The organism is Psychrobacter sp. Arc9 (assembly GCF_041431295.1).
GTDB lineage: Bacteria > Pseudomonadota > Gammaproteobacteria > Pseudomonadales > Moraxellaceae > Psychrobacter.
This window is the reverse complement of record NZ_JASMRK010000009.1, coordinates 100986-116946: the sequence shown is the minus strand read 5'-3', so window position 1 is coordinate 116946 and position 15961 is coordinate 100986. Positions and strand designations below refer to the sequence as shown.

Below are 15961 nucleotides of genomic sequence, written 5' to 3'. Positions count from 1 at the left end.
TGTAACTGACCCTCGCCCACGCTTACAACGTGCGCTGAAATCACTACCAATAGAACGTACTGAGAATAAGAGCGCTTTGACTCGCTGACCCAATCATATATGTACCAAGTTTACTGATGATAAAATATAAGTACCGTAGCCTTACACCCTATATTACTGATATTAACGTGAGCGCCGCTCATTATTTCAGGTAAAAAAGAAGCCATTGAAAAGCCCATGTGCTTTATAAACCCACGATTTACGTTCTACCGTTAATGAACATCTACACACGCTAATCACAATATTAGCCACACTTGCCACTATGTCCTAAAGACTGTCTTATCGTTGTCATGCGTACTCATAGGATACAAATATGAAACGCATTTTGATCAACGCCACTCAAAACGAAGAGATTCGTGTCGCCTTATGTAAAGGCAACCACCTGTACGATTTCGACCTAGAAAACCGTACCCGTGAACAAAAAAAATCTAATATTTACAAAGGTCATGTGACCCGTGTCGAGCCATCGCTCGAAGCAGTATTTGTCGAATATGGTTCTCAACGCCAAGGATTTTTGCCAATCCGTGAAATCTCTGCTGAATACCTAAGCGGCAACCCACGTGACGAAAACATCAAAAAACTGATTAAAGAAGGCGACGAGCTAATCGTCCAAGTTGAAAAAGAAGAGCGCGGCAATAAAGGCGCTGCCCTATCGACGTATGTGTCATTAGCTGGTCGCTATCTGGTATTAATGCCCAACAACCCTCGCGGCGGTGGTATCTCACGTCAAATCTCGGGCAAACTGCGCGAAGATATGAAGCGCATGCTGAGCAACCTTGATTTACCAAAAGGCATGAGTGTCATCATTCGTACTGCTGGTATTGGTAAAACGCAAGAAGACTTGCAGCACGATTTAAATCACTTGCTCAACATTTGGCAAGCCATTCAAGAACAAAACCAAAAGTATCCATCACCGCGCTTGGTTCACCAAGAAGCGGGCGTTGTCACACGTGCTGTTCGTGATTATCTGCGTGATGATATCGCTGAGATTTGGATTGATAACGAAAACGCTTATATTGAAGCGGCTGGGTTTATCGATGCGGTAATGCCAAAACAAGCCGAAAAGCTACGCAAATATACCGATTATGAACCGATGTTTTCGCGCTTTAATATTGAAAAGCAAATCGAAACCGCTTATCAGCGTGAAGTTCGTTTGCCATCAGGTGGTTCAATCGTTATTGACCAAACAGAAGCACTGGTCTCTATTGATATTAACTCAGCTAAGTCAACCAAAGGTTCAGACGTTGCTGAGACCGCTTACCATACCAACTTAGAAGCAGCTGATGAGATTGCTCGTCAGCTTCGTTTACGTGATATGGGTGGTTTGATCGTTATTGATTTCATTGACATGAATGACAATAAGCACCAAAAAGAAGTAGAAAAACGTCTAATCGACGCGACCAAATATGACCGTGCACGCGTTCAGTTCGGCGATATCTCTAAATTTGGTCTGATGGAAATGAGCCGTCAGCGTCTACGTCCTTCATTAGAAGAGTCAACAGGCTATATCTGCCCACGTTGTCATGGTAACGGTATGATTCGTGACTTGCGTTCATTGTCACTATCTATCATGCGTCAAATTGAGCAAATCGCCCTTAAAGAACGTCAAGGTGAAGTACAAGCTGAAGTCCCGACAGACATCGCTGCATTCTTATTAAATGAAAAGCGCGATAGCTTGGTTTATCTTGAGCAAGACAGTGGCACGCGTATCACTATTTTGCCACACGCGCATTTGGAATCACCAAACTTCAAGCTTCATTTCAACCGCGATGGCTTTGCTCCATCGAGCTATGAGCGTATCACTGATACTCAGCAGCAAGAGCACAGTGACCTTGGCTACAACGTTGACTGGCAGACTGCTGAAAAAGAACGTCCTGAACAGCAGCCTACTCGCCAGCCTCGTAAAACTGCAGGTGATAAGCAGAGCCGCTCAAACACGCAGTCGAATGCAGCCACGCAAACGCAGAACGATACAGTAAATCATAGCAATGATCGTCGTAATCATAAAAATACCAATGACGTGTCGCCTGCACCTGCACCGCAAGCCAATAAAACCGCTAGTGTTGCCGCTCCAATAGAGCCGCAAACCCAGAGTGTTGAAGCTACTGCTCAACCAAAAGCCGTTGCGTGGTTATCAAACCTATTTGCTCAAGCACCGCAAGCTACTACGACGCCTAGTGTCAGTAGCCGAGATGCCGCTGAAGCAATCGAAGCGCTAGTAAACACGGGCGCGCAAAGCTTAGGCTCGTTTGGACAAGTTGATAGCAATGCATTGAATAGTGCCGCTGCAACTGGCGAGCAGCCAACTCAACAAAGCAACAGCCAGAAAAACGACAGTCAACAGTCAGATAACAATGCTAATCGTCAACAGGCGCGTCGCAATGACAGCGATACTGACGACAGTAGCAATGAAGACAGAAGAAGACGTAAGCCGCGTAAGTCTAGATCTTCTAAACCGCGTCAAAGAAAAGAGACAACTGACGAGACTGCTGGCAACGTAAACAGTAGCTCAGAAAATACTGGCTCAAACAGTGTTAACTCAAACAATGCTGATGACAAATCGTCTGATACTCAAGACCAAAGACAGCAAGACAAGCGTCAGAACGATAACAGACGTACGAACGATCGCAATCGTAATAACCGCCAAGATAGCAATCAACAGAACAGCAATCGTAACGCAAGCGAGCGCAGTGATGCTGATAACGAAAACAGCTCTAAAGCAGATGAGCAAACTCGGACTAAGCGTAAATCGCATAGCCAACGCGGCTCACGCGGTAAGCTAGAGCGCGGTGAGACATTAACGGCTGACAGCGTTAAGCACAGCAAACAGCAGAACGCTAGAAACAACGATGCTGCCAATAGCAAAAATCAGCATAGCGCACGTCGCAATCAAGACCCTAACGAGGTCGTGCTACAGGTCAATGAAGCGCCAACTGAGCTAAAAGCCCCTGAAGTGGTTCATCTATCTTTAGATGATAGTAAATCCACACAGGTCAAAGCTCAGCCTAGTGAGAAGCAAAGCGCGACAAATAACGTAGCGAAAGATGAGTGTTCAAACGAAACAGCTGCTCAAAAACCTACTGATAAGCATAGTAGCAATGAGCAGAACACTGATAAGCAAAACACCAGTGCTTCGAATGCTGTTAAGAAAAGCGATAACGAAAAAAGTATGGTGGAAGCAAATGCCAATCAGGTAAATGACGATAAGCGTGCATCTACCGAACAAGCTAAGGTGCAAAACGATATACCTAAGCATGAGCAGGCTGCTGAAGAGAAAAAAGCACCTGTAGCTGTAGAGGCTCAATCGACTTCTACGAGTGACACCGAAAGTAAAGCGGAAGTTCCAACGTCAGTAACTGCTGACGTAGAGGAAGCTAAAGAAACTCAGACTCCAAAACAGCAGGAAACCAAGACTGCTGAAAATGTGAGTAAGAGTGATGAAGCTCAAAATACTCAGGCTGACAGTAATAGTGCAAGCACAAGTAATGTGAGTAACTCAGCACTTGAGCTAACCCATGAAGCACTATTTGGCACACGTTACGTGACTGCTGAGAAATTTGGGCAAGCGAGTAACGATCCACGTGTAGTACTCGCTCAGCAAGCTGCTCAAGCGGATAAGCCAGCTGCTACTAATGTGCCAGCAATACGTGGCACGGTTGGTGAGTTTATTCGTGCCACGCTACCAGAGGCGCAAACGCGCTTAGCAGAAGAAGGCATTATCAACTGCTTTATCGCGACTATTGCGTTGCATAATGAGCAAGCTCAGAGTACTGATAACAGTCCTAATGCTGCTAGCCAGAGCTTTGACTTTAGCAACTATGGCTATCAACCATTGGCTGCCGACTACCTTGCACGCTTCGAAGCGATGACCCAAGCTGTCAGTCAATTCGCAGCAGCACAAGGTAAGACAGACGTTGAGCCACGTGCTATCACTAAGCGTGCTAGCAATGATCCACGCGGACAACACCCTGATTATCAGGAACCCGCTGTATTGAGCGTACCTGCTGAACAAGTAAGTGATGCGGAACCAGCTATCGTCGAGCAAACCAATAGCGAAGTCGATGCGCATGACGTTGAAGCGACTGCCCTTGCCAATCAGGCTCAAACTGATGATGTCAGTGATGATAGTGAGCAATTGCTAGAAGTCGAGCGTGCTCAGTCAGAAGCTAAGGACGCAGAAGTCGAAATCCCTGCAGAGCAAACTGGCAATGAAGTAGAAGATGCTGCAGAAAACATAGCTGCAGAGACTGAGCAAACGACTGAATCGATAGTAGTAGAAGCTACTAAAGAGACTAGCAAAGATGACAGTCAGGCAGCTAAGTCTAAGACGACTATAGCCAGCTATAAAAACATGATCGAAAATGTGGCTGAGCAATTACTACCACAGACCGGTATGTTCAATCTGACTACGCCAAAAGTACCAAAGGCGCGCAGTCGTAAGCCTAAGACGGATCATAAGAAGCCGACGCAGGCTGAAAAGCTTGCATCTGATGATACAGACAGCGACAGCTAGTCATATAAGCTCAAACGTAAAAGCCCCAAAGCTATTCGTAGCTTTGGGGCTTTTTATTTTAATACAGTCAAACTTACTTGCTAATTCAAACGAAAGACAATAGAAAGCAGATAAGCTTAATGTGCAGAAGACGCTGTGTCGTCTTTACCACGCATTTTGCCAATAGTAGTAACAATAGCTACTACAATAGCACCAACAATTAACCCGACTAGTCCATTTAATAACGAAGCGGTCAATCCTTCAAATACCCCAGTAAGATGGGCAATATCTTCTACACTGTGATGCAAAAAGCCGATACCGTGCACGATAATACCGCCGCCCACCAAGAACATCGCAATCGTGCCCGCTATGGATAAAAACTTCATAAGCTTTGGCGCAGCTGCAAGCATAAACTCGCCAAACTTGCGCTTACTATCACCTGCTTGTGAGTTTTCAATCAAATGCAGACCCGCATCATCAATCTTTACGATGCCTGCAACTAAGCCGTAAATACCGACGGTCACGACAGCAGCCACTATCGAAAGTACGATGCCTTTTTGGACAATATCGCCACCAGCTGCTGTAATTGCGCCTAAAGAGATAACAATAATCTCAGCTGATAAGATAAAGTCTGTGCGTATGGCACCTTTGATTTTATCCTTTTCAAACGCGACCAAATCTACCGACTCATCTGCGTTGGCTTTTAAACGAGCATTTTGCTCTTCATCATGAGGCAACAACTTCGGCCAAAATTTGTGAATGACCTTTTCAGCCCCTTCATAACTCAGGTATAGCCCTCCGATCATCAATAGCGGAGTAATCAACCACGGTATAAAATAACTGATCAATAGCGCCGCTGGTACTAAAATCACCTTGTTCACGGCAGAGCCTTTGGCAACTGCCCAAATGACGGGGAGCTCACGATTTGGCTTAACCCCTGTGACCTGCTCGGCGTTGAGTGCTAAATCATCACCAACTAAGCCCGCGGTTTTTTTGGCAGCGACTTTGGTCATGACGCTCACATCATCCATTAAAACGCTGATGTCATCGAGTAAGGTTAATAAACTGGCACCTGCCATGTGTGCTCCTTAAAGCAAATTTGTTAAAGTAAGTCGTTCTCAAATAGTTTATACAACGCATTTTATATAGATTTTTATAAAAACAATGCGATTAGCCTTAGACTACAAGTTCAAGCAACTATGTTAAATAGCACAAATGTATCTTGTTTTTTGAATTTATGTTGATAGCTATTCTTTAAAGTTGGCTTCGTTGATACTTCTTGGCAGTCTTCCCTTTGCTATTATGTAGCGTAAATATGGTAATATGAAGGCTGTTATTACCTATCTTTTATTATCAATAAGTTATAAAAACTTCTTCAATGTTAGACCTTTAAAACACTGCCAAGACACATTACTATATAGAAAAGTTTATAGCGTTTTTATAACGAACTCATGATTAGGCGCGACGCCTATAGGAAACCCGTATGCCGTTCCCCACTATCAAAAATACCACCTTGCGTAATCCTCTTTCTCGTACCGTTCTATCTCGTTTTATGATGAGTGCGCTGTTAGTTGGTATCGCTGCTGGCTGCTCAAACAATGCCGCTGATGCAACCAGCAATACTAGCGTTGTAAACGCTGCCCAGACAAAAGCCACTACTAATCCCTCAGCTGGTAATGATGCAACCGTGGTGAAGGCATTACAGGCAAATCTAAAGAGTTCTGGTATCGAGGAAACTATTGTCTCGGCTGTACCGACAGATATGGATGGTATTTATTGGGTGACCGCTGAAGGTCTACCTTCTTTCTTTACTGATAAAGCTGGCAAGCATATTATTCAAGGTCAGATCATTGCTGTGGGTGATGCCGCTCCGGTTGATATCAGTGCTGCATTGGTTGCTACGACAGCACAAGAAGCGCTAAAAGCCGTCGATAAAAAAGACATGGTGATTTATCCAGCGAAAGGTGAAACCAAAGCCGTTATTTATGCCTTTACCGACGCAGACTGTGGCTACTGTCGCAAACTACATTCAGAAATGGATGATATCAATGCGCGCGGTATCGAGGTTCGTTATCTGGCATGGCCACGCAGTCAAGAGTCTGTACCAAAGATGGAAGCGATCTGGTGTAGTCAGGATCGTAAAGCTGCGATGGATCAAGCAAAAATCGGTGCCAATGTACAATCCCCTAGCTGTGCCAACCCTGTACAAGAACATATGGCTCTAGGTTCAAGACTTGGTGTACGCGGTACGCCTGCGGTGTTTACCGAAACAGGACAACAAGTAGGTGGCTACTTGCCTGCAGCAGAATTGGCACAAGTAGTAGGCGCTAACTAATAATGTAAGTTACGAACTTAGTGACTCATATTAGTAACTAATATTGGCAATCAAGCATAAATGACATATACATATGCCAAACAAGATTGAAGCTACTGCTTTTTTATAATCGTAAGCTGATATAACCTTGATGATGTTGTCTTTCTAAACTTGGCCTTTATGACATCGCTCTTTATGAGATTGTATAGACGTCACAATGCCTTGTCGGTATGATACGATAAAGCGCGATGCAAAATGAGCAACACCCTTTTTATTTGAGCTTTTTTTATTCAACTATGATGAAGTAGATGGGCAGGCAGCACTAGACAATGCGCACAGACGTTATGTTTGATGTCGCAGACTCATTTGACACTGTCACCGCTTATACTGACTTCATTATATTTAACCTCTTGAGGATACTGTGAGTAATTCCATCAAACTAGCGATACTTGGTCTAGGCACCGTCGGAACGGGCGTGATCAATCTGATCAATGACAATTTAAATGAGCTAAAACGCCGTAGCGGACGCGACATTATTATTACCGAAGTTGGTACGCGTCGTCAGCGTGATGATATTGATACCAATATCATGCAAAACAGCGATCTGATGGCAATTGCCGCAAGCGACAACGTCGATATTGTTATCGAAGTGATTGGTGGGACTACCTTAGCCAAAGACGTCATTATGCAAGCCATTAAAAACGGCAAGCATGTGGTTACGGCAAACAAGGCTCTACTCGCTGAACACGGTAATGAGATCTTTGCTTTCGCTGAAGAAAACAATGTGCACGTTGCTTATGAAGCAGCGGTAGCAGGCGGTATTCCAATTATCAAGGTAATGCGTGAAGCACTTGCCGCCAACAAAATCGACTGGCTCGCGGGTATCATCAACGGTACTGGCAACTTTATCATGACCGAAATGCGTGATAAGGGCCGTCCTTTTGCCGACGTATTAAGCGAAGCGCAAGAGTTAGGTTACGCAGAAGCAGATCCTACTTTTGATGTTGAAGGTATTGATGCCGCTCATAAATTGGCGCTACTCGCCTCTATCGCTTTCGGTATTCCGCTACAGTTTGATAAAGTCTACTGTGAAGGTATTACTGGTATTACCCTGCAAGACGTGAACTATGCCGAAGAGCTTGGCTACCGTATCAAGCATTTAGGGTTTGCAGTACGTCGCGATAGCGAAAACGATGGTGATGCAGGGGTTGAATTACGCGTACATCCAACACTTATTCCACAAGATGCGCTATTGGCGAACGTCAATGGTGTAAAAAATGCAGTACTGGTTAACTCACATCCACTTGGTCAGACGCTCTATTGCGGCGATGGGGCTGGGGCTGGTGCAACTGCTTCTGCAGTGATGGCCGATGTCATGGATTTGGTTCGTGTGCTGGGTAGCAAAGACCGCGACGACCAGAGCAACACTGGTCATCATGTCCCGCATTTAGCATTTATCCCTGACCAGCTATCAGACACACCTATATTGCGCGCTGATCAGATGGTAACTGGCTATTATTTGCGTGTACATGCTTATGATAGCCCAGGCGTATTGGCAGATATCACGCGCATCCTAAGTGATGCTGGTATCAATATCGATGCAATCTTGCAAAAGCCTGCGCATAAAGTAGGTCAAGTGCCGGTTATTATTCTGACGCTACCTGTGGTCGAGAGTCAGATGAATCTCGCTATCGAAAAAATTGAAAAGTTAGAGACCATTACTGATAAAGTAGTACGCATACGATTAGATGAGCTAGCATAAACCACATATTGAAGAAGACAGATGCTTATAATATAAGCAAAAGCTAGCCAATCGGCATCTGATTTCTTGGTAGATACTTAATCAAAACGCACAACAAGGAATAATAACGATGTCAAATGATGCAATTGTAATCCTAAACGGCGCACGTACACCAATGGGTGGCTTTCAAGGCGCACTAAAAGACATGAGTGCTACCGAGCTGGGCGCCGCCGCTATCAAAGCTGCTGTCGAACGCTCAGGTGTTAGCGCTGACAGTGTCGATGAAGTCATTATGGGTTGTATCTTGACCGCAGGTCTGGGTCAAGGCCCTGCTCGTCAAGCCATGCGCAAAGCAGGTCTACCGGATGCGACTGGTGCTGTCACGATCAATAAACTTTGTGGTTCAGGCCTAAAAGCAGTCATGCAAGCGCATGATGGTATCAAAGCGGGCAGCTTCAACGTCGCTGTTGCAGGTGGCATGGAGTCAATGACCAATGCACCGTATATCATGCCAGGTTCACGTGGCGGCTATCGTATGGGTCATAAAGAAGTCAAAGACCATATGTTCTTAGATGGCCTAGAAGATGCTGATACTGGTAAGCTTATGGGTATGTTTGCTCAAGAAATGGCCGATGAGAAAGGCTATACACGTGAGCAAATGGATGAGTTTGCTATTGAATCATTGAACCGTGCGCTGACTGCTATCAAAGACAACCATTTTAAAAATGAGATCGAGCCTGTTACGTTTGCAACGCGTAAAGGCGAGCAAACTGTTGATACCGATGAGCAACCTGCCCTTGCCAACGCTGATCGCATTCCTACTTTGCGTCCAGCATTTGCTAAAGACGGTACAATTACTGCTGCAAACGCTAGCTCAATCTCAGACGGTGCTGCAGCTGTCGTCGTTATGAAAGAATCTCAAGCGAATGCTGAAGGTCTTGATTATCAAGCTCGCATTGTTGCTACTGCCTCAAACTCACGTCACCCAAGCGAATTTACTATTGCGCCAATTGGTGCCATCGAAAAAGTATTAGCAGGTGCTGGCTGGTCAGTAGATGACGTAGATCTATGGGAAATCAATGAAGCCTTTGCGATGGTTACTATGGCTGCGATGGACGAGCTGAAACTTGACCATGCTAAAGTAAATATCGAAGGCGGTGCATGTGCTCTTGGTCATCCAGTCGGCTGTTCAGGTGCTCGTATTTTGATTACGCTTATCAACTCTCTAAAGCGCACTGGCGGCAAAAAAGGCGTCGCAACGCTATGTATCGGTGGTGGTGAAGCGGTAGCCGTAGCTATTGAACTTGCTTAAATAAAGTAGGTTTAGCTGACTTAAAGTAAGTTAGCTAACTAATACTTAGATAATTATTGTTTATTGAGAAACTGCATTGCTAATGGTAATGCGGTTTTTTTGTGTCTCTTTTCTTTCGATGAATGTTGAATATTACTCTGTGTAAAGTCTCGTTAACTTCTACCCCCTCCTATGTTATGCCACTTACAGCCTATTACACGCAATTACTGCAAGTGCACATTTTGCTACCTTGCTCATATATCTCATCAAAAATCACGGTGTTAGGATAGCTACAAGTTGATAGGGAAACTATTGATTTGGTCTACCGTTAACTGTAGTACATATGGTTTTGCTAAAAACTAATAACAACATCAACCATTACATTATAAAAAATAAACTCGCAAAAAAGGAATACAATAATGAGTCAACTAATCCGTTTAAAAGATATTCAAGCTACTCATCAAGACTTAATTGGTGATGACTATTATGACCCAACGCACAAAACTGCTTACGGTATCAATGAAGAAAAAATCGGTAAAATCGAAGGTGCCTTAGTAGAAGACACTACTGGTCGTATTCGTTACTTAATCGTAGATGCAGGCGGCTGGTTTAGTTCAAAAGAAGTACTGGTACCAGCAGGTTTAGCCCGTATCGTTGGTGATGATGTCTTCTTTGATAGCTTGACCAAAACACAAGTAGAAGCCATGGAAGTATACGATCACGATTATCAATACAGCTATAAAGAGCAGTACGAAAGAGATCGTCAAGCGTTTAACGCCGATACACTCCCTGTAGAAGATCGCGTTGATATTGCAGACCACTCTTATGATGCACCAAATACGCTAGAGCTATTAGAAGAGCGTCTGACAGTCAACAAAGACCGTATCGTTGCTGGTCTAGTAAAAGTAGGTAAGCATGTCGTTACTGAAGAGCGCAATGTCGATGTAGATCTAGAAGAAGAACATGCCAATATCCAACGTACTAGCGTAGATCGCCCAACAGATCGTCGTATTGGTGATCTCGATGCTACTGAAACAGTTGAAGTTGAGCTACAGGCCGAACGTGCTCGCGTCAGCAAAGAAACCTATGTTTCTGAAGAAGTAAATGTTGGCAAGACGACCGATCATCACACTGAAACTGTGGTTGAGACCATTCAACGCGAAGAGCTAGATGTTGATGGTGACGGCAACGTGGTTGACCGTGAAGGTAACTTAGTAGACCGTGATGGTATCACAGCAGAAGATGTACGCCGTGCTCGTGGCATGTAATATGCTAATAAGTCATAGTTTAACGACGTAAATTTCCTATATCGTCAGTTAAATATGATAGTAATAATCAGCTAAACTCATATGTTTGGCCATTAAGATCAGAGCATGTCTCTGGTCTTTTTTGTATTCATAACATGAGCGAATGGTTTATAGTATTAAATGTAGCTAGTTAATATATGTAGTTGGCATATAACGTTTTAGATTGTTGAAAACTCATCATTTTATAATTATAAAGGAACAACAATGACTACTGAAAATGGAAACAGCCTTTACCAAGATGACTTGGATAAAGAACAAAATATCTCAACGAAGCAGACGAATAATACCGTCAATGTTGGACACTTAGAGCTATTAGAAGAGCGTCCTGTAATTAACAAAGAACGCTTAGATGTGGGTAAAGTAACCGTCACCAAGCATTCACGTACTAAGACTGTTGAAGTGCCAATTGAGTTGGTAGAAGAATATATCACCATTCGTACTGATTATCATGACGCAGAAAGCCAAGATTTACTCTCTGGTAACTACGATGAAAAAGATATATTGCGCCACGTCGAGCCTTCTTTGGATAGCAAAGCTGTAGTGACCATTAATGGTAAACAAATAGAGATTGGCGATGAACCGATTGATATTGTGCTATCTCGCCAAGTGGCTACTATTACCAAAGACACCTACGCTATTCAAGACATCGAAATCAATAAGAGCACTCATGTACATACTGACAACATTCAAGTAGAGCTCAGACATGAAGAGTTAGATGTGACTGAAGAGGGTCTGTTGGCTCATGGTTCTGATACAACTCCGTTAAAATAAGCGTTGATAGTTTAACCACTACGAACTTGTATGATTTATAAAGATTATTTCACAACATGAAAAAGCAACGCTATCTTAGCGTTGCTTTTTTGATGCTTATCACTCGTTAAGTATTGAAGACCAACTATGAGGCTTCATTACACTCGAATGTATTAACATTTGACTCATCTGCACCAGCGGTACGCATAACACCAGTTTTACGAGCTTCGTGCCCTACGCGCCATTGTGTGAAGCCCTGACCACCATCAATTGCGGTCGCTACTTCAAACACTTCAGGATTACTACCTTCATTGGTCTGGTTCAACGTTACTGTACCCATATCGGTTGCGACAACAACTTGATTAGCATCTTCTTTATAAGTTGCCTCAACTTTTAGTTCAGGTGTACATAGATATGACATCTGCATCACGCCGCTGTTTACTGAAGCGGTGGTATCACCTTCTACTTCGTTAAGTGAAGCATCTTCAGTATCGACAACGACATCGCTAGGTTCAGCAGGCTCCGCTGACATTGGAACGGACTCTTCTGTATTAGCACCCTCTTCCATGCCCGACTCTGGCTCTGACTTTTGCTGACAAGCACTGACCGTCAAGGCGCCAGCCAACAAACTTGTTAAAACTACTGAGCTGCGTACTTTTTTTAAGAATTCTACACTCATGACACTCTCCCAAATAAATATGTTAAACACTATAGCGTGTCCATAAATTCACGCCTATGCTGAATTTGTAAGTAATCAATACAAAGTGTTTGTTGGTCTTAGTCTAGCAAGTTTTAAGTTTGCATAAGTTATCTAACAGATATAAAAAAGCCCCTATCTACTTAAGATAAGGGCTTTTTCAAATAAAGGCTGTCTCTAATAGCAGTTCAATACATAGCTAATAACTTGCTATGATTAAAGACTAGATTTTACCATGACACTGCTTGTACTTAAGACCTGAGCCACAAGGACACGCTGCATTACGACTGATGTTCATACCTGCATATGGGTTTGGTTCATTAGCATTACTACCGTTACCTGCTATAGCAGCACCAACGCCAGCTGCCGCAGCACCGCTGTTTAGACTACGGTTTTGTGGTTGCGGCTGAGCAGCTGAACCACTCGCATTGCTATCCAAGTTATCTACATCGTCATGCTCGAACTGCATTTGCATATGGGCAGCGTTCTCACGTTGCTGAATTTCTAATGCTTCCAGTTCTTCCTTGGTTGGGATATGTACACGTGACAAGTCTTGTACAGTCTCAGACTTAATCGCACCAAGCATCATTTGGAACAATTCAAACGACTCACGCTTGTATTCTTGCTCAGGGTTTTTCTGTGCATAACCCCGCAGATGAATCCCTTTACGTAGCTGATCCATCTGCGTTAAGTGCTCTTTCCAATGCTTATCTAGACTCTGTAGCATGAAATGACGCTCAAGCTGAGCGGCGTCTTTTTCACCCATCTGCTCACGGCGACTGTGATAACGATCTATCGCCGTTTGAACGATTTTCTCACGCAGCCCTTCTTCATCCAGACGGCGATCTTCATCTAACCAATCATTAATCGGCATCGAGATTTTGAATTCGTCTTCTAACTCATCTTCTAAGCCGTCAATATTCCACTGATCATCAATAGAGCCAGGTGGAATAAACTGATTGATCATCGCGTTATACACTTCATGATGCATCACTTCGATGGCTTCTAATAAGTCCATCTCTGCTAATAAATCATCACGCTGACCATAGATAACTTTACGCTGCTCATTGGCAACATCATCGTATTTCAATAGGTTTTTACGGGCATCAAAATCGCGACTCTCAACTTTGCCTTGTGCGTTTTCGATCGATTTAGAGACCATTTTATGTTCGATGGCTTCATCTTCTTTGAGACCCATCGCACGCATCATATTGACCACACGATCACCTGCGAAGATACGCATAAGATCATCTTCGAGCGATAAGAAAAAGCGTGACATACCAGGGTCACCTTGACGACCAGCACGACCTCGTAACTGGTTATCGATACGGCGTGACTCATGGCGCTCAGAGCCGATGATATGTAAACCACCAGCTGCTACGACTTGGTCATGTTTGACTTGCCATTGAGACTTTAGACGCTGCATCTCTTCCGGGCTCACCGCATCGATATCTTCGATAAACGACTGCCAGTTACCACCAAGGATAATATCCGTACCACGCCCCGCCATGTTGGTGGCGATCGTGACTGACTTTGGACTACCTGCCTGTGCAATAATTTCTGCTTCACGCTCATGCTGCTTGGCGTTTAGAACGTTATGCTTAACGCCTTCTTGGTCAAGCAAGTAAGACAATTCTTCACTGGCCTCAATCGTCGCGGTACCAACCAGTACTGGCGCGCCTTTGGCTTGAATTTCTTTAATTTCGCGAATGATGCCTTTGTATTTGCCTAACTTGGTTAAGAAAATCTGGTCATCCATATCGATACGAGCAATCGGCTCATGTGTTGGAATCACGATGACATCTAGATCGTAAGTAGATTTGAACTCGGCAGCTTCAGTATCAGCGGTACCCGTCATACCAGACAATTTGTCATATAGACGGAAGTAGTTCTGGAATGTGGTGGTTGCAAGCGTTTGGTTCTCTGCTTGGATCTCAACGTTTTCTTTCGCCTCGACTGCTTGATGCAAGCCTTCTGACCAGCGACGACCAGGCATGGTACGGCCTGTATTTTCATCAACGATGACCACTTCGCCTTCATCCACGATATAGTGAACGTTTTTGACAAATACGTGATGCGCACGGATGGCAGCTTGAACGTGAGCCAAAAGTGGCAAACGACTTGGGCTATATAAGCTTTCGTTTTCACCCAGCTCGCCCACTTCGATCAGGAAGCGCTCAATTTTTTCATACCCTTTTTCGCTGATCTCAATCTGGCGATTCTTTTCATCAATCCAGAAATCTTCTTCTTCATTGTTCTTGTTTGCTTCTTCGTCCTTTGAACGTATCAGCACAGGAATAATGGTATTAATGAGCGCATACATGCGTGATGAATCTTCGGCCTGTCCTGAAATAATCAGCGGCGTACGAGCTTCATCAATCAAGATTGAGTCAATCTCATCAATGATACAAAAGTTTAGCGGGCGCTGTTTTTTCTCAGCAAGACTAAACACCATGTTATCGCGCAGATAATCAAAGCCGTATTCGTTATTGGTACCATAGGTAATGTCAGCTTGATAAGCTTCGATTTTTTCTTGTGGCGGCTGCTGTGAGTAAATCACACCAACAGTCATACCCAAAAACCCAAACAACGGACGGTTTAGCTCAGCATCGCGTGCGGCCAAATAATCGTTGACCGTGACCAGATGAACCCCTTTACCGCTGATCGCATTTAGGTACATGGCCAAGGTTCCCATTAGGGTTTTACCTTCACCAGTTTTCATCTCAGCGATTTTACCTTCGTGCAAGGTGATACCACCGATCAGCTGCACGTCATAGTGACGCATGCCATTGACACGTAATGATGCTTCGCGGCAGACAGCAAACGCTTCTGGCAATAATGCATCTAAGCTTTCGCCTTTTTGATGTCTGGCTTTAAATTCTTCAGTTTTTTGTTGTAGTTGCTCATCAGACAGGGCTTGTATTTCAGCCTCTCGTGCGTTGATCTTGCTGACCACTTTACGCATGCGTTTTAATTCGCGGTCATTTTTGGTGCCAACCACACTGCCTATAATCTTTGATAACATAATTTTTTGACCTATGGAATATTCGATAATTAGTGCGCATTAGCCAAAGCTTAGCTCTCTGCCTTGTCATCACCCGACTAAGTACTACCTAATTTAGTATCGCCCAATTAAGTGTGCCGTCATTATATATGGTTATGACGCTGATGGATACAAGGGCAGCGAGTAGATATTTGCCACAGTAAAAACCTAGTAGGACGTGTTAAAATAGCGAATACCTTCTTAAATTCTTTAGCTTTTTCAGCGACTTTATTATTTTTCACATTTTGACTTTTATACGCTTGCGATCGCTACGTTTTGGCTCAAAG

General features: G+C 43.9%; 9 protein-coding genes. 6 read left to right on the top strand and 3 right to left on the bottom strand.

The annotated features are described in order from the left end of the window. Positions 1 to 352: 352 nt before the first annotated feature. Positions 353 to 4552, top strand: a complete 4200-nt coding sequence (locus QO187_RS07115; protein WP_371547842.1) for an Rne/Rng family ribonuclease — start codon at positions 353 to 355, stop codon at positions 4550 to 4552. Positions 4553 to 4668: 116 nt separating this feature from the next. On the opposite strand, the gene QO187_RS07110 is transcribed toward QO187_RS07115, so the two are convergent. Beyond that, positions 4669 to 5610: a DUF808 domain-containing protein gene (locus QO187_RS07110; protein WP_102090795.1), complete on the bottom strand. Its 942-nt coding sequence runs from the start codon at positions 5608 to 5610 to the stop codon at positions 4669 to 4671. Between the two features lie 404 nt (positions 5611 to 6014). Here QO187_RS07110 and QO187_RS07105 point away from each other — a divergent pair, with 404 nt between their 5' ends. From QO187_RS07105 to QO187_RS07085, 5 genes are all read left to right on the top strand, one after another. Beyond that, complete coding sequence (locus QO187_RS07105; protein WP_102094715.1) at positions 6015 to 6866, top strand: DsbC family protein; 852 nt, start codon at positions 6015 to 6017, stop codon at positions 6864 to 6866. A 400-nt stretch (positions 6867 to 7266) separates the two neighbouring features. Then, the gene (locus tag QO187_RS07100) at positions 7267 to 8607 is read left to right on the top strand and encodes a homoserine dehydrogenase (protein WP_101205523.1); all 1341 of its coding nucleotides are present in this window, start codon (positions 7267 to 7269) and stop codon (positions 8605 to 8607) included. 109 nt (positions 8608 to 8716) lie between these two features. Further along, a complete protein-coding gene (locus QO187_RS07095; protein WP_102094714.1) occupies positions 8717 to 9898 on the top strand; it encodes a thiolase family protein in 1182 nt (393 codons plus the stop codon). 398 nt (positions 9899 to 10296) lie between these two features. Then, positions 10297 to 11145, top strand: a complete 849-nt coding sequence (locus QO187_RS07090) for a DUF2382 domain-containing protein (protein WP_102094713.1) — start codon at positions 10297 to 10299, stop codon at positions 11143 to 11145. A 243-nt stretch (positions 11146 to 11388) separates the two neighbouring features. Continuing rightward, complete coding sequence (locus tag QO187_RS07085; RefSeq protein ID WP_102094712.1) at positions 11389 to 11955, top strand: YsnF/AvaK domain-containing protein; 567 nt, start codon at positions 11389 to 11391, stop codon at positions 11953 to 11955. A gap of 124 nt (positions 11956 to 12079) precedes the next feature. On the opposite strand, the gene QO187_RS07080 is transcribed toward QO187_RS07085, so the two are convergent. Both QO187_RS07080 and secA read right to left on the bottom strand, forming a co-directional pair. Further along, positions 12080 to 12613, bottom strand: coding sequence for a hypothetical protein (locus QO187_RS07080; RefSeq protein ID WP_102094711.1), 534 nt, complete (start codon positions 12611 to 12613; stop codon positions 12080 to 12082). Between the two features lie 241 nt (positions 12614 to 12854). Next, complete coding sequence (gene secA, locus QO187_RS07075; RefSeq protein WP_102078073.1) at positions 12855 to 15656, bottom strand: preprotein translocase subunit SecA; 2802 nt, start codon at positions 15654 to 15656, stop codon at positions 12855 to 12857. Between the last annotated feature and the right edge of the window lie 305 nt (positions 15657 to 15961).